Source organism: Achromobacter pulmonis, from assembly GCF_021733725.1.
Taxonomy (GTDB): Bacteria; Pseudomonadota; Gammaproteobacteria; order Burkholderiales; family Burkholderiaceae_B; genus Achromobacter; species Achromobacter pulmonis.
On record NZ_JAIFOT010000001.1, the window covers coordinates 5145988 to 5161434 of the forward strand.

The window sequence follows — 15447 nt, forward strand, 5'->3', positions numbered from 1 at the left end:
CGGATCGTTCAGCGCGGGCGCACCAGTTGCCAGGCGCGGCCCAGGTAGCCGACCGAGGCGAAGCCGCTCCAGACGTGCACCAGGCGCGTGAACGGGAAGATCAGGAACAGGGTCAGGCCCATGAACAGGTGCGCCTTGAACAGCGGCGGCACATCGGCCACGAAGTCGGCGGCGCCGCTGCGCAAGGTAATGATGTGCTGCGCCCAGTGCATCAGGCGCACCATCATCTCGCCGTCCATGTGGCCGGCCGACAGCGCGATGGTGGACAGGCCCAGCAGCAGCGTCACCAGGATCCACGCGAGCAACAGCTTGTCGCCGGGCCGCGTGGTCTTGCGGATGCGCGGGTCGCTCAGGCGGCGGTGGATCAGGATCAGCAGACCGATCAGGCATAGCCCGCCCATGACGCCGCCGGCCACCATGGCCACCATCTGCTTGAGCGTGTGCGACACGCCCAGCGTGTCCCACACCACCACCGGCGTCAACAGGCCCACCAGGTGGCCGAAGAACAGTCCCAGGATGCCGATGTGGAACAGGATGTTGCCCAGCCGCAGCTGGCCGCGATGCAGCAGCTGCGAGCTGTCGGATTTCCAGGTGTACTGCTCGCGCTCGAAGCGCGCCAGGCTGCCCAGCAAGAACACCGTCAGGGCGATATAGGGATAGATGCCGAAGAAGAACTGGTTCAGGGAATTCATGATGCGTGTCCTGGAAATTAGCGGGCCGCGGGCGTGCGGGGGTAGAAGCGCACGGCCTGGGCGCCGTCGCCCGCAAAGGGGCGCAGCAGCGGCTCGACGCCGTCGGCGCCGGCGCCGAAGGTCTCCATGGCTTCGTCCATGTCGCGCACCGGCGGCGCGGTCTGCTCGCGCGGGGTGACCCGCGACAGCCCGCGCAGCACCACGAAGACGCTGGCGTAGGGGCTGTCGCTACGCGCCAGCCGCGCGCCGATGGCGGCCAGCACGTGAATGGCCTCGTCCAGCAGGTCCTGCGCCACGGCCGGGTCGATCACGCCCAGGAACTCCAGGAACAGCGGCACATGGTCCGGCAGTTCCGATACCACAGGCTCGAAGCCGTGCTGGCGGTAGGTTTCCAGCAGATCGACCATGGCCTGGCCCCGGTCGCGGCTTTCGCCGTGCACGTGTTCGAACAAGTGCAGCGAATGGGCGCGGTTGCGGTCGAAGGTGGCGACGTAGGTCTCCTGCAGCGCGATCAGGTCCTGGCTGGCCAGATGGCCGATCAGCGGTTGCAGGGCTTCCTCGGCGTCGGGATGGGCGGCCAGCGCGGTCTCGACCTCGGTCAGGGCATCCAGCAGTTCCTGTTCGGGGTAGCAGAGCAGCGCGGAAAGCAGGCGATAAAGACTCATGATGTTCTCCCGTGTCAGGCCGCGGCCTTCTTGCGCGACTTCGGCATCTCGATGAAGATCTCGCTGCCCTGCGGCTTGCGGCCGAACAGCGTGCCTTCCGAGACGCCGCCCGAGCAGCCGTTGCCGAAGGTGAAGCCGCAGCTGCCTTTTTCGTTGAAGCTGTCCTCGACGATTTCCTTGTGGCTGCTGGGCACCACGAAGCGGTCCTCGTAGTTGGCGATGGCCATGATGCGGTACATGTCCTGCACGGCTTCCTCCGACAGGCCGACCTGTTCCAGCAGGGCCGTGTCCTGTTCGCCGTGCACGGTCTCGGCGCGCTTGTAGGCGCGCATCGCCAGCATGCGTTCCAGCGCCTGCAGCACCGGGGCTTCCTTGCCCGCCGTCAGCAGGTTGGCCAGGTAGCGCACCGGGATGCGCAGGCTGGCCACGTCCGGAATCATGGCGCGCTTGCCCAGCGTGCGCTGCGGCATCTTGCCGGCCTCGGCCGCGGTCTGGATCGGCGACAGCGGCGGGATGTACCAGACCATCGGCAGCGTGCGGTACTCCGGATGCAGCGGGAAGGCCACGCGCCACTGCACCGCCATCTTGTAGACCGGCGACTGGCGCGCGGCTTCCAGCCACGATTCCGGGATGCCCTGCTCGCGCGCGGCGGCGATCACCTCGGGCGCATGCGGGTCCAGGAACAGGTCCAGCTGCGATTCGTACAGGTCCTGCTCGTTGCCCACGGCGGCGGCGCGTTCGATCTGGTCGGCGTCGTACAGCATGACGCCCAGGTAGCGGATGCGGCCGACGCAAGTTTCCGAGCACACGGTCGGCTGGCCGGCCTCGATGCGCGGGTAGCAGAAGGTGCACTTCTCGGCCTTGCCGCTGTGCCAGTTGTAGTAGATCTTCTTGTACGGGCAGCCCGAGATGCACATGCGCCAGCCGCGGCACTTGTCCTGGTCGACCAGCACGATGCCGTCATCCTCGCGCTTGTAGATCGAGCCCGACGGGCAGCTGGCGACACAGGCCGGGTTCAGGCAGTGTTCGCACAGGCGCGGCAGGTACATCATGAAGGTGTTCTCGAAGGTCGAGTACATCTCCTTCTGCACGCCCTCGAACAGGGCGTCGCGGCTGCGCGCGGCGAATTCGCCGCCCAGGTCGTCTTCCCAGTTCGGTCCCCATTCGATCTTGTCCATCTTCTGGCCGGTCAGCACCGACACCGGGCGCGCGGTGGGCGGCGTCTGCGACAGCGGCGCGTTCTTCAGGTGTTCGTAGTCGAAGGTGAACGGCTCGTAGTAGTCGTCGATCTGCGGCAGGTTGGGGTTGGCGAACAGGTTGGCCAGGATGCGCAGCTTGCCGCCCTGGCGCGGTTCCAGCTTGCCCGCCGCCGTGCGGCGCCAGCCGCCCTGCCACTTCTGCTGGTTCTCCCATTCCTTGGGGTAGCCGATGCCGGGCTTGGTCTCGACGTTGTTGAACCAGGCGTATTCGACGCCGTCGCGGCTGGTCCAGACGTTCTTGCAGGTGACCGAACAAGTGTGGCAGCCGATGCACTTGTCCAGATTCAGCACCATGCCGATTTGGGCGCGTATCCTCATGATTGCTTCTCTTCCTGTTGCGTTTGGACGGCGGGGTCTTCGACCAGCGGGCCTTCCAGCCAGTCCACCTTCTTCATCTTGCGCAGCACCACGAATTCGTCGCGGTTGGCACCCACGGTGCCGTAGTAGTTGAAGCCGTAGGCCTGCTGGGCGTAGCCGCCGATCATGTGCGTGGGCTTGAGCACGGTGCGCGTGACCGAGTTGTGGATGCCGCCGCGCTTGCCGCTGGTTTCCGCGCCCGGCACGTTCACGATCTTTTCCTGGGCGTGGTACATCAGGCACATGCCGACCGGCACACGCTGGCTCACCACCACCCGCGCGGTCAGCGTGCCGTTGACGTTGAAGACCTCGACCCAGTCGTTGTCGACCAGCCCGGCCTGCCTGGCCTCGGCCTCGGACACCCACACGTGGGGGCCGCCGCGGCTCAGCGTCAGCATGCGCAGGTTGTCGGAATAGGTGCTGTGGATGCCCCACTTCTGGTGCGGCGTGATCCAGTTCAGCACCAGTTCCTTTTCGCCGTTGGGATAGCGGCCCAGCATCGGCGCGACGGTCTTGGTGTCGATCGCAGGCTTGTACACGCACGAACCCTCGCCGAAATCCAGCATCCAGCGGTGGTCCTGGTAGAACTGCTGGCGGCCGGTCAGGGTGCGCCAGGGAATCAGCTCGTGCACATTGGTGTAGCCGGCGTTGTAGCTGACCTCTTCGCTTTCCAGGCCCGACCAGGTCGGCGCCGAAATGATCTTGCGCGGCTGCGCCTGGATGTCGCGGAAGCGGATCTTGTCGTGCTCGCGGCCGACCGCCAGGTGGGTATGGTCGCGGCCGGTGACCTTGCCCAGCGCTTCCCAGGCCTTGACCGAGACGTGGCCGTTGGTCTCGGGCGCGAAGGTCAGGATCATCTCGGCGGCGTCGATGGCGCTGTCCAGCCGCGGCCGGCCCTGGCTCACGCCGGGCTCGGTCACCCGCTCGTTGATGCCGGCCAACTCGCCGACCTCGTGCTCGGTGTTCCAGTTGATGCCCTTGCCGCCGTTGCCCAGCTTGTCCAGCAGCGGACCGACCGAGGTGAACTTGCGGTAGATGTCGTTGTAGTCGCGCTCGACCACGGTCATGTTGGGCGCGGTCTTGCCCGGCACCAGCTCGCATTCGCCCCGCTTCCAGTCCTTGGGCTCGAAGGCCTGGCCCAGTTCCCCCGGGGTGTCGTGCATCAGCGGCGTCAGCACCAGGTCGCGGCGCTTGCCCAGGTAGGGGCCACCGATCTCGCTGAACTTCCTGGCGAGCAGCTTGTAGATCTCCCAGTCGGTCTTGCTTTCCCATAGCGGTTGCACGGCTTCGCTCAAGGGATGGATGAACGGGTGCATGTCGGACGTGTTGAGGTCGTCCTTCTCATACCAGGTGGCCGTCGGCAGCACGATGTCACCGTACAGGCAGGTGGTGCTCATGCGGAAGTCCAGCACCGTCAGCAGGTCGAGCTTGCCCTCGGCCGCGTCTTCCTGGTAGGTGACCTCGACCGGCTTGATGGCGTCGCCCTCGTCGCCGAACACAGCATTCTGCGTGCCCAGCAGGTACTTCAGGAAGTACTCGTGGCCCTTGCCGCTGGAGCCCAGGATGTTCGAGCGCCAGACGAACATATTGCGCGGGAAGTTGGCCGGGTCGTCCGGATCTTCGCAGGACATGCGCAATTCGCCGGACTTGAGTTGTTCGACCGCGTGCGCCACCGGGTCCTTGCCGGCGGCTTCGGCCTGCGCGGTCAGGTCCAGCGGGTTGGTACGCAGCTGCGGCGCCGACGGCAGCCAGCCCATGCGCTCGGCGCGGGCGTTCAGGTCGATCATGCTGAGGTCGCCGTAGCGGGCGCGGTCGGCGGTCGGGCCCAGCACTTCCTGCACGTTCAACTTTTCATGGCGCCACTGGCTGGTGTGGGCGTAGAAGAACGAGGTGCCGTTCATCTGGCGCGGCGGACGGACCCAGTCGGCGGCGAACGCCAGCGGCGCCCAGCCGAACTGCGGACGCAGCTTTTCCTGGCCCACGTAGTGGGCCCAGCCGCCGCCGCTCTTGCCGACGCAGCCGCACATCATCAGCATGTTGATGATGCCGCGGTAGATCATGTCCATGTGATACCAGTGGTTCAGGCCGGCGCCGACGATCACCATCGACTTGCCTTCGGTATCGTGGGCGTTCTGGGCGAACTCGCGCGCCACCTGGATCACCTGCGCGCGCGGCACGCCGGTGTGCTTTTCCTGCCAGGCCGGGGTGTAGGGCACGTCGTCGTCATAGGTGCTGGCGACGTTGCCGCCCCCCAGGCCGCGATCCAGGCCGTAGTTGGCCATCTGCAGGTCGTACACCGTGGCGACCAGCGCCTCGCTGCCGTCGGCCAGGCGGAGGCGGCGCGCCGGCACGTTGCGCACCAGGAGTTCGTCATGCTCGGCGCCGAAGTACGGGAAGCCCACGCCGACCACGGCGTCGGCGCCGTCCACCAGGCTCAGGCGCGGCGCGATGGCGCGGCCGCTGCCGCCGTCGCGCGCTTCCAGGTTCCAGCGGCCGACCTTCTCGCCGCCGTTGAACGCGCCCTCGCCCCAGCGAAAGCCGATGCTGCCATTGGGCGCCACCAGGTCGCCGCTGGCTTCGTCGAACACCAGCGTCTTCCAGTCGGGGTTGTTCTGCTCGCCCAGCGCGCCGTCCAGGTGCGAGGCGCGCAGGAAGTGGTCGGGCGCGTAAAAGCCGTCGCGCTCCTTGAGCAGCACCAGCATCGGCATGTCGGTGTAGCGCCGCACGTAGTCGCGGAAATAGGCCGAGGCGCCCGACAGGTGGAATTCCTTGAGGATGACGTGGCCCATGGCCATCGCCAGCGCGGCGTCGGTGCCCTGCTTGGGCGCCAGCCAGATGTCGCCGAACTTGACCATTTCGCCGAAGTCGCTGGACACGGCCACCGTCTTGGTGCCCTTGTAGCGGACCTCGGTGTAGAAGTGGGCGTCGGGGGTGCGGGTCTGCGGCACGTTCGAGCCCCACACCATCAGGTAGGTCGAGTTGTACCAGTCGGCCGATTCCGGCACGTCGGTCTGCTCGCCCCAGATCTGCGGGCTGGCCGGCGGCAAGTCGCAGTACCAGTCGTAGAAGCTCAGGCAGGCGCCACCCAGCAGGCTCAGGTAGCGCGCGCCGGCGGCGTAGCTGACCATCGACATGGCCGGAATCGGCGAGAAGCCGATCAGGCGGTCGGGGCCGAACTTCTTGATGGTGTAGGCGTTGGCGGCGGCGATCATCTCGGTCGCCGTATCCCAGTCCGTGCGCACGAAGCCGCCCAGGCCGCGCACCGACTTGTAGCGCTTGGCGCGCGCCGGGTCCTGGCTGATCCATTCCCAGGCCGCGATCGGGTCCATGGTCTTGCGCGCCTCGCGCCACATTTCCATCAGGCGGCCGCGCATCATCGGGTACTTCACGCGTTGCGCGGAGTAGACGTACCAGCTGTAGGACGCGCCCCGCGGACAGCCGCGCGGCTCGTGGTTGGGCAGATCCGGCCGCGTGCGCGGGTAGTCGGTCTGCTGGGTTTCCCAGGTGATCAGGCCGTTCTTGACGTACACCTTCCACGAGCATGAGCCGGTGCAGTTGACCCCGTGGGTCGAGCGCACCACCTTGTCGTGCTGCCAGCGGGCGCGATAGGCGTTTTCCCACTTGCGGTCTTCATTGACCACTTCGCCGTGACCGTCCGCGTAGGTGGATTTCACCCGCGACATGAACTTCAACCGGTCCAGAAAATGACTCATTGCGTTTCTCCAAGAGCGCCGGCCCGGCCGGCGCATACTGCAATCTGTGCTGTCGAAATCACTTTAGTGGTCGCCCGCCCGGACGGCCATTCGCCGGTGGCACAGGGCGGGCGCGGCAGAGTGACTAGTCACCCTGGCCGCTGCTGTCTCAGCAAGGCACGGGCGCGTTGCGGCGCGCGTAGTACCACCAGGTGACCAGCACGCAGGTGGCGTAGAAGCCGATGAAGCAATACAGGGCCGCCTGGGCGCTGCCGGTCAGTTCCAGCGAGGTGCCGAAGCTGCGCGGGATGAAGAAGCCGCCGTAGGCGCCGATGGCGCCGGAAAAGCCCAGCACCGCGGCCGATTCGCGCGCGGCGTCGGTCAGCGCCTGCTTCTGCGCCGCCTCGCCCTTGCCTTGCGCGGCCTGGGTGCGCTCGCGCAGGAAGATCACCGGGATCATGCGGAAGGTCGAACCGTTGCCCACGCCGGTCAGCGCGAACAGCACGATGAACATGGCCAGGAAGCCGTTGAAATCGCCGCCCTGCCCGTTCAGCGGCAGGAACGCCATTACGCCCAGCACCGCGGCGATCATGCCGATGAAGGTGTAGAGCGTGACGCGGGCGCCGCCCAGCTTGTCCGAGACCCAGCCGCCCACCGGCCGCGTCAGCGATCCGACCAGCGGGCCGAGGAAGGCGTAGGTGGTCGGGTCGACCTGCGGAAACAGCGTCTTGGTCAGCATGGCGAAGCCGGCCGAGAAGCCGATGAACGAGCCGAACGTGCCCACGTACAGCCAGCACATCAGCCAGTTGTGCTTGCGCTTGAAGATCACCGCCTGGTCGGCGAACGAGGCGCGCGCGTCGGCGATGTCGTTCATGCCGAACCATGCCGCCAGCGAGGCCAGCGCAATGGGCACCACCCAGATGAAGCCGGCGTTCTGCAGCCACAGGCTGCGCTGCGCGCCGCCGGCCGTGATGGTCTGCGGCTCGCCGCCCAGGGCGCCGAACACGCCCATCGAAATCACCACCGGCACCACGAACTGCACCAGCGACACCCCCAGGTTGCCGATGCCGGCGTTCAGGCCGGTGGCCAGGCCCTTCTTTTCCTTCGGAAAGAAAAAGCTGATGTTGGCCATGCTGGAGCTGAAGTTGCCGCCGCCCAGGCCGCACAACAGCGCCAGCACCAGCAGCGTCGGGAACGACGTGGTCGGGTCGCGCAGCGCGAAGCCCATGCCCAGCGCCGGCAGTAACAGCGAGGCGGTCGAGATCGCGGTCCATTTGCGGCCGCCGAACACCGGCACCAGGAACGAATAGAAGATGCGCAGCGTGGCGCCGGACAGCGCCGGCAGCGCCGTCAGCCAGAACATCTGGTTCTTGGACAGCATGAAACCGGCGCGGTCGAGGTTGACCACCACCACGCTCCACAGCATCCAGATGCTGAACGCCAGCATCAGCGCGGGAATGGAAATCCACAAATTGCGGTTGGCGATGCGGGCGCCGGTCTGTTGCCAGAAGCCGGGGTTCTCCGGCTCCCAGCGCGCCAGGACATGGGAAGACATAGCTTTTCTCCGATTGGATTCAGGCGGCTTGGCGCCGCGCGATGGCGGCGCTTTCGGGCCGGAAACTGAAATGCATGAAGATGAGCGAAACGCAGACCGTGCCGTACAGCAGCATGAAGGCGCTCGAACGCACGCCGGTCAGGTCCAGCAGCACGCCGAACAGGATCGGCAGGATGAAGCCGCCCAGCCCGCCGGCCAGGCCGACAATGCCCGAGACCGCGCCGATGTTCTGGCCGAACTCATCCGAGATGAACTTGAAGACCGAGGCCTTGCCGATCGCCATGGCGATGCCGACGATGAACAGCAGGATGGTGAAGCTGGTCGGGCCCAGGGCGATGTCGAACTGGCGCGGGCCGCCCGTGGTCATGACAGTGAAATGGGTCTGCGGATAGCTGAGAATGAAAAACGCCACCCAGCACACCCACATCACCCACCAGGTGGTCTTGTAGGCGCCGTAGCGGTCGGAAATCCAGCCGCCCATGGCGCGCAGCACGCCGCCCGGCAGCGAGAAGCACGCGGCCAGCAGCGCCGCCAGCTTCATGTCGAAGCCGTATTCGCCGATGTAGTACTTGGTCATCCAGAGCGCCAGCGCCACGTAGCCGCCGAACACCACCGAGTAGTACTGGCAGTAGCGCCACACGCGCGGGTCCTTGAGCATTGCGAACTGGGCGCGCAGCGAGGCGCCGCCGGCCACCCGGTGCGACGGGTCGGAGGCCGAGAACAGCCAGAACAGGATCGCCGTCACCAGCAGGGCCACCGCGTACACCTGCGGCACGATCACCCAGGCGCCGCCGGCGGCGGCGATCAGCGCGGGCGCCACGAACTTGGTGATGGCCGAGCCCGAATTGCCGGCGCCGAACACGCCCATGGCCAGCCCTTGCTTGTTGCGCGGGAACCAGCGCGCCACGTAGGGCGTGCCGACCGAGAACGAGCCGCCGGTCAGGCCCACGAACAGCGCCAGCACCAGGAACTGCCAGTACTCGGTGGCGTAGGACAGCAGCCAGATCGGCACCACCGCCAGCAGCATCAGCACGAAGAACACCGGGCGGCCGCCGTAGCGGTCGGTCCAGATGCCCAGCGGCACCCGCACCAGGGAGCCGGTCAGCACCGGCATGGCGGCCAACAGGCCGAATTCGGTTTCGGACAGGCCGAGCTGTGACTTGATGGGAATGCCCAGCACCGCGAAGATCATCCATACCGCGAAGCAGATGGTGAAGGCGAAGGTGCTGGATACCAGGACCCGCATGGGCGCGCTGGCCGAGGGGTGGGTTGATGCCATGGTGGTTCTCGCTTTTTTGCACACGGAATTCGACAGCCCCAAGCCTAGGGACCGGCGCTGCGCGCCACCATTCGCCGGCCGACCATATCGGCGCTGCCGATGTGACTAGTCACCCCGGAAAAGCCGCCGCGTTTGCGCCGGATCAAACCCGCGCGATGGACCGAAAACTTCCCGCGGCTTTAATATGTATTTCAAATACACATTCAAGGCCGCCCTGCCGGCCACCCGCGTAAAGGCCAACATGTCCACCCTGCTCACCCTGGAAGAACCCGCCGCCGACGGCGCCGCGCGGCCGAATTGGCGCGCCTTCACCGAAATGGGCTTTCGCCCCCTCTACCTGGCCGGCTGTTTCTGGGCGCTGGCCTCGGTGCTGCTGTGGGTGTTCGCGCCCGCCCGGCTGACGGGCGTGCTGAACGCCATGCCGTGGCACGCGCACGAGATGCTGTGGGGCTTCGTGGCCACCATCGCGGTGGGCTTCCTGATGACGGCGGGCGCCAACTGGACCGGCCGCAATCCGCTGCGCGGCGGCCCTCTGGCGGCGCTGTGCGTGGTCTGGCTGGTGGCGCGCGGCGCCTACCTGGTGCCTGGCATGACGGCGTTCGCGATCGCCGCGGCCGCCGACCTGCTGTTCTTCGTTTGGGCCGCCGCCGCGCTGGCGCGCGCCGTCTGGATCACGCGCAACCGCCGCAACTACGGCGTGCCGCTGCTGCTGCTGGCGCTGGCCGTGGCCCATGCGCTGTACCTGTGCGCCGCCCTGGCCGGCGACTACCTGGCGGTGATGCGCTACTTCAATGCCGGCCTGCTGGCCATGGCGGTGCTGACGCTGCTGATCGCGCGCCGCGTGCTGCCGTTCTTCGCCAGGCGCGCCGTCGCCGGCCTGGAAATCCCGCCGCACACCCGCAGCGGCCATTGGCAGTTGGCCGCCGGGGTGCTGGCCATCGCCTGCCTGCTGGCCGGCGCGCCGCGCGCCGCCGCGCTGGCGCTGGCGATCACCGGCGCCCTGGCGCTGGCGCAGTGGCTGGCCTGGAAGCCCTGGGCCGCGCGCCGCGTGCCGCTGCTGTGGATCCTGTACGTGGGTTACCTCGGCCTGGGTCTGGGCCTGCTGGTGGGCGCGGCGCAGTTGGCCGGCTACGTGGCGCGGCCCGCCTGGCCCGCACACGTCATTGGCGTGGCCGGCTTTTCCGTGCTGATCATCGGCATGGCCACGCGCACCGCCATGGGCCACCTGGGCCGGCCGCTACGCGCCGACCGCAGCATGGTGCTGAGCTACGCGCTGGTGATCCTGGCAGCGCTGCTGCGCCTGGCCGCCCTGCTGCCGACCGGCGCCACGCTGGGCCTGCTGCATGCCTCGGCCGGCGCCTGGGTCCTGGGATTCGGCTTGTATCTGTGGCGCTTTTTCCCGTGGATGATCCGGCCGCGCGCCGACGCCGCGGCCAAGGCGGCCGCGCCGATGATGAAGATCGTGCCGGCCGCGCCGCGCCGGGCGCCGTGAGGCGGCGGCCCCGGGACCCGCGCCGCGGCGTCAGCCCCGCGTGCCGCGCCGGCGGTCGGCGTCCAACTGCTTTTTCATTGCCTTCAACCAGGCCTTGACCTGCTGCATGTCGACGAACTGGGACAGCTCGAACTCCAGCTCACCGATGTATTCCTTCACGTCGGCGATTTCCGCCTCGAGGTCGGCCATGAGCTCGGCCGGGTCGACCGTCTGCGCGGGATCGAACCCATAACGGGCCACGAAGGCGCGCTCGGTGGCGGCCAGCGCCTGGTCCAGCGCTTCGCGGTACGCCGCCAGGGCCTCGACATGCGGCGCCCCTTCGCCACCGCCCTCGCGCCCCAGCGCCTCGATCGCCGCCCACGCCGACGGCGTCGCCGGATCCGCAGGCGCCTCGGCCGGCCGCGTCTGGACCTGCGCCAGTTCGGCGGCAACCTCGGCGTCGAAATCGGCGCCGCCGTGCTTGCGGTAGATGGCCTTGACGCGCTCCAGGTCGAATTCGCCCGGTGTGCCATCCAAGACCGCCGCGTACAAGGTTTCCTGCGCCAGTTCCCCCCCGATCTCGGCGGCCAATTGGCGTTCGGCCTTGGTCAGTTCCTTTTGCTTGCACGCATGGTCGAAGCAGAACACCAACCGGGCCTTGAGTTCGAGCGCTTCGGTTTCGAGCGGCGCCAGCGTCTGGGCATGCATGGCGTCGTACGTCGACCAGGTATCGCGCCACAAACGCAGGCGCGCGCGGCGGTCATGCACCTGTTGCAGAAGATCATCGAAAACAGCGCGGGAAGAGTCGGTCATGAGGGCAAGCCAGGCAAAGGCACGGCGGCATCGCATTGCGGGCCGTGGCAGGGATCGGGGCGCTATTTTATCGCCCCGGTTCCGCGCGGGCGCGGCAGTCCCCGGTGGCTGCCCGCGCCCGGCGCGCCGACCCGCGCCGTCATCCCGCCGTGCGTTCGCTCTCCGGCGCGCGCGGCGCCACGCTCAGGCGCGCGGCCAGCAGCGCCAGGAACTCGCGCGCCAGCGGCGGCAAGGTACAGCCGCGCAGGGTCACGACCTGAATGCTGCGCTGGCGCATTTCCGGATGGCTGAACGGCACGGCCACCAGGCCGGCGCTATCGAGCAGCCCCGTCACCGTCAGGTAGCCCGTCAGGGCCACGATCGGGCTGCCCGGCAACATCGGCAGGAACGCCGCCGAATGGTTCGACACGTAGGCCGGCTCGATATGCACGCCGGCGTTGGCGCAGGCGGTATCGAACAAGTCGCGCACCGTGGTGCCCGAGTCGCCCAGCGATAGCGGCACCTGGGTCAGGTCGCGCACGCCGATGCTGCGGCGCGCCGCCAGCGGATGGCGGCGGCACATGACGGCATAGATCGGCGCGCGGCATTGCAGCTCGGTATTCAGGCGCTCGTCCGGCGCCACCGTGTAGCGCAGCGCCAATTGCGACAAGCCTTCCAGCACCAGACGGGTGACCTCGTCGGGCCGCTCCACCAGCAGGTGAAAGCGCGCCTCGGGACGGGTGCGCTTGAAATCGGCCATGCAGTGCGGCAGGAAGCGGTGGGCGAACCCCTCGGTGCAGGCCAGCCGGATGGTCACATCGCCCAGCGCGCTGCGCTGGCGGATACCGGTGGTGACGCGCTCGGCCTCCAGCGCCGCGGCGTTGGCATAGGCGGCCAATTGGCGGCCGGCCTCGCTCAGCGCCATACCGCGCGCCAGGCGTTCGAACAAGACGACGCCCAGCTCGTCCTCCAGCTTGGCGATCTGGCGGCTGACCGCCGAGGCCGCCACATGCTGCGCCGCCGCCGCGCTGGCGATGGAACCACAGCGCGCCACTTCCAGGAAATATCTCAGGCCCAGCGAAATCACAATGCCCCCTTTGGCATGCCAGCGCGTGTCGTTGCCTTAATAGCAATGATCAAGTGCGAATTATCTAATTGTGGCATGTGAACAAGCGTAATAACTTTGTGTCTTCCCAGCCCTGTCCCGAGACCGCAGTGATCCGCGAACAAGCCCTTCTTCACGCCACCAACGCCTATGACGACGGCACGCTCCAGGCCGAGCTGGCGCGGCGCGTCGCCTACCAGACCGAGAGCGAGGAGCCGGGCCAGGCCGCCTGCCAGCACGCCTATCTGCGCGATGAGCTGGAACCCCAGCTGCAACAGCTCGGTTTCACCTGCCGGGTGTACCCCAATCCGGCGGACGTGGACCTGCCGATCCTGGTGGCGCGGCGCATCGAGGACGCCGCGTTGCCGACGGTGCTGCTGTATGGCCATGGCGACGTGGTGCGCGGCAACGCCGCCAAATGGGATGCCGGCCGCAATCCGTGGCGCCTGCAAGTCGAGGGCGACCGCTGGTATGGCCGCGGCACTGCCGACAACAAAGGCCAGCACAGCATCAACCTGGCGGCCCTGCGCGCGGTGTTGCGGGCCCGCGATGGCAAGCTGGGATTCAACGCCACCTGGCTGATCGAGACCGGCGAGGAAGCCGGTTCGCCTGGCCTGGCCGCCTTCTGCGAGGCGCAGCGCGAGGCGCTGGCGGCGGATGTCTTCATCGCCAGCGACGGCCCGCGCCTGGCCGCCGCCCGCCCCACCCTGTTCATGGGCTCGCGCGGCGCGGTCAACTTCGAGCTGTCCTTGCGCGCCCGCGATCGCGGCTACCACTCCGGCAACTGGGGCGGCCTGCTGGCCAACCCCGCCATCATCCTGTCGCACGCCATCGCCACGCTGGTCGATGCGCGTGGCCGCATCCTGGTGCCGGGCCTGCGCCCGCCCCCGATCCCGGCCGCCGTGGGCGCCGCGCTGGCCGATCTGGCGGTGGGCGGCGGCCCCGACGATCCCGCCATCGACACCGACTGGGGCGAACCGGGCCTGTCGCCCTCGGAACAGGTTTTCGGCTGGAACAGCCTGGACGTGCTGACCTTCGGCGCCGGCGATCCGGCCAAGCCGGTCAACGCCATTCCGCCGACCGCCTCCGCCTGGTGCCAGTTGCGTTTCGTGGTCGGCACCGACTGGCGGGCGCTGGAACGCCACCTGCGCGCCCACCTCGATCAGGCCGGCTTTGGCCAGATCGCGGTCCGTGTCGGCATGCAGGCCGGCGCCACCCGGCTGTCCCCCGACAATGCCTGGGTGCGCTGGGCCGCCGCCTCGCTCGAACGCAGCACCGGCCAGCGACCGGCGCTATTGCCCAACCTGGGCGGCTCGCTGCCCAACGACATCTTCGCCGACCTGCTCGGCCTGCCCACGCTGTGGGTACCGCATTCCTATCCCGCCTGTGCGCAACATGCCCCCAACGAACACTTGCTGGGCAGCGTGGCGCGCGAAGGCCTGGCCATCATGGCGGGCCTGTTCTGGGATCTGGGCGAGCAAGGCGCCGCCACGCGCCAGCGCGCCCAGGACACCGTCACCCCTGCCCAACCCTGACCGGACCCCCACCATGATCGCCCGACTCCGCGCCGCCGCGCTGGCCAGCCTCTCGGCCCTTGCCCTGCAAGCCACCCTGGGCGCGCCCGCCGCCCATGCCGCCTACCCCGAACAAGCCATCAAGCTGGTGGTGCCGTTCACGCCCGGCGGCGCCACCGACGCCGTCGCCCGTCTGCTCGCCAACAAGCTGTCCGGCAAGCTGGGCCAGGCCGTGATCGTCGAGAACCGTCCCGGCGCCTCGACCGTGATCGGCGCCGAAGCCGTGGCGCGCGCCCAGCCCGATGGCTATACCCTGCTGCTGTCGGGCAGCACCACCTACACCGTGCTGCCGGCGCTCAAGTCGCGCCTGCCCTATGATCCGCGCACCAGCTTCGCGCAGATTGCCATCGTGGCGCTGGCGCCGGTGGTGCTGCTGGCGCAGAACGGCCTGCCGGTCGAGACCGTGCAACAGGCCGCCGCGCTGGCCCACGACAAAAGCGCCGGCGGCGGCCTGATGTACGGCACCTTTGGCCCAGGATCGGCGCCGCACCTGGTCGGCGAGATGTTCGCCTCGGCGGCCGGCGCCAGGATGACGCCGGTGCCGTACAAAGGCAGCGCACAGTTGGTCACGGCGCTGATCGGCGGCGAAATCGCGCTGGGCGTCGACACGGTGTCGTCGGCCGCGCCGCAGGCCCGGGCCGGCAAGGTGCGGGCGCTGGCCGTCACCGGCGAACACCGCGTGCCGCAACTGCCGGACGTGCCGACCTTCATCGAAAGCGGCCTGCCCGGCGTCTCGATGGTGGGCTGGTACGGCCTGGTGGCCCCGGCGCGCACACCGCAACCGGTGCTGGACACGCTGAACCGCGCGGTCGCGGACATCATGGCCGACCCGCAGGTGCGGCGCGCCGTGAGCGACCTGGCGCTGGAACCGGTCTACCTGGACGGCCCGGCCTTCACCGCGCGCATGGAACAGGAACTGAAGACCTTCGGCGAAGTCGGCCGGCGCGCCGACATCAAGCTGGACTGAGGCGCGCTGTGCAAGACGGGCCGGCGGATTTGCGTCCGC

At 68.2% G+C, this 15447-nt stretch carries 11 protein-coding genes; 3 read left to right on the forward strand and 8 right to left on the reverse strand.

Annotation, left to right across the window (positions count from 1 at the left end):
* Positions 1 to 8: 8 nt before the first annotated feature.
* The 6 genes from narI to K2W61_RS23740 all read right to left on the reverse strand — a co-directional run bounded on the left by narI (position 9) and on the right by K2W61_RS23740 (position 9499).
* Entirely contained in the window at positions 9 to 692 is a 684-nt protein-coding gene (gene narI / locus K2W61_RS23715) for a respiratory nitrate reductase subunit gamma (RefSeq protein WP_175140024.1), read from the reverse strand.
* A gap of 17 nt (positions 693 to 709) precedes the next feature.
* On the reverse strand, positions 710 to 1357 hold the full coding sequence (gene narJ, locus K2W61_RS23720; protein WP_236756704.1) for a nitrate reductase molybdenum cofactor assembly chaperone: 648 nt from the start codon (positions 1355 to 1357) through the stop codon (positions 710 to 712).
* Between the two features lie 14 nt (positions 1358 to 1371).
* Positions 1372 to 2934: a nitrate reductase subunit beta gene (gene narH / locus K2W61_RS23725; protein ID WP_236756705.1), complete on the reverse strand. Its 1563-nt coding sequence runs from the start codon at positions 2932 to 2934 to the stop codon at positions 1372 to 1374.
* On the reverse strand, positions 2931 to 6686 hold the full coding sequence (locus K2W61_RS23730) for a nitrate reductase subunit alpha (protein ID WP_236756706.1): 3756 nt from the start codon (positions 6684 to 6686) through the stop codon (positions 2931 to 2933). Before K2W61_RS23730 ends, narH begins: the two co-directional genes overlap by 4 nt.
* A gap of 148 nt (positions 6687 to 6834) precedes the next feature.
* Positions 6835 to 8220, reverse strand: a complete 1386-nt coding sequence (locus K2W61_RS23735; RefSeq protein ID WP_175132146.1) for a NarK family nitrate/nitrite MFS transporter — start codon at positions 8218 to 8220, stop codon at positions 6835 to 6837.
* Between the two features lie 19 nt (positions 8221 to 8239).
* The gene (locus K2W61_RS23740) at positions 8240 to 9499 is read right to left on the reverse strand and encodes an MFS transporter (RefSeq protein WP_236756707.1); all 1260 of its coding nucleotides are present in this window, start codon (positions 9497 to 9499) and stop codon (positions 8240 to 8242) included.
* Between the two features lie 241 nt (positions 9500 to 9740).
* Here K2W61_RS23740 and K2W61_RS23745 point away from each other — a divergent pair, with 241 nt between their 5' ends.
* Positions 9741 to 10991 carry an NnrS family protein gene (locus K2W61_RS23745; RefSeq protein WP_236756708.1) on the forward strand — a complete coding sequence of 417 codons (1251 nt, stop codon included), beginning with the start codon at positions 9741 to 9743 and terminating at the stop codon, positions 10989 to 10991.
* 30 nt (positions 10992 to 11021) lie between these two features.
* On the opposite strand, the gene K2W61_RS23750 is transcribed toward K2W61_RS23745, so the two are convergent.
* A complete protein-coding gene (locus K2W61_RS23750) occupies positions 11022 to 11783 on the reverse strand; it encodes a hypothetical protein (protein WP_175132148.1) in 762 nt (253 codons plus the stop codon).
* Between the two features lie 139 nt (positions 11784 to 11922).
* Positions 11923 to 12849, reverse strand: a complete 927-nt coding sequence (locus K2W61_RS23755) for a LysR family transcriptional regulator (RefSeq protein WP_175140028.1) — start codon at positions 12847 to 12849, stop codon at positions 11923 to 11925.
* 128 nt (positions 12850 to 12977) lie between these two features.
* Here K2W61_RS23755 and K2W61_RS23760 point away from each other — a divergent pair, with 128 nt between their 5' ends.
* Both K2W61_RS23760 and K2W61_RS23765 read left to right on the forward strand, forming a co-directional pair.
* Complete coding sequence (locus K2W61_RS23760; protein WP_236756709.1) at positions 12978 to 14402, forward strand: M20 family metallopeptidase; 1425 nt, start codon at positions 12978 to 12980, stop codon at positions 14400 to 14402.
* 13 nt (positions 14403 to 14415) lie between these two features.
* Positions 14416 to 15408: a Bug family tripartite tricarboxylate transporter substrate binding protein gene (locus tag K2W61_RS23765; protein ID WP_175132151.1), complete on the forward strand. Its 993-nt coding sequence runs from the start codon at positions 14416 to 14418 to the stop codon at positions 15406 to 15408.
* Positions 15409 to 15447: the final 39 nt, after the last annotated feature.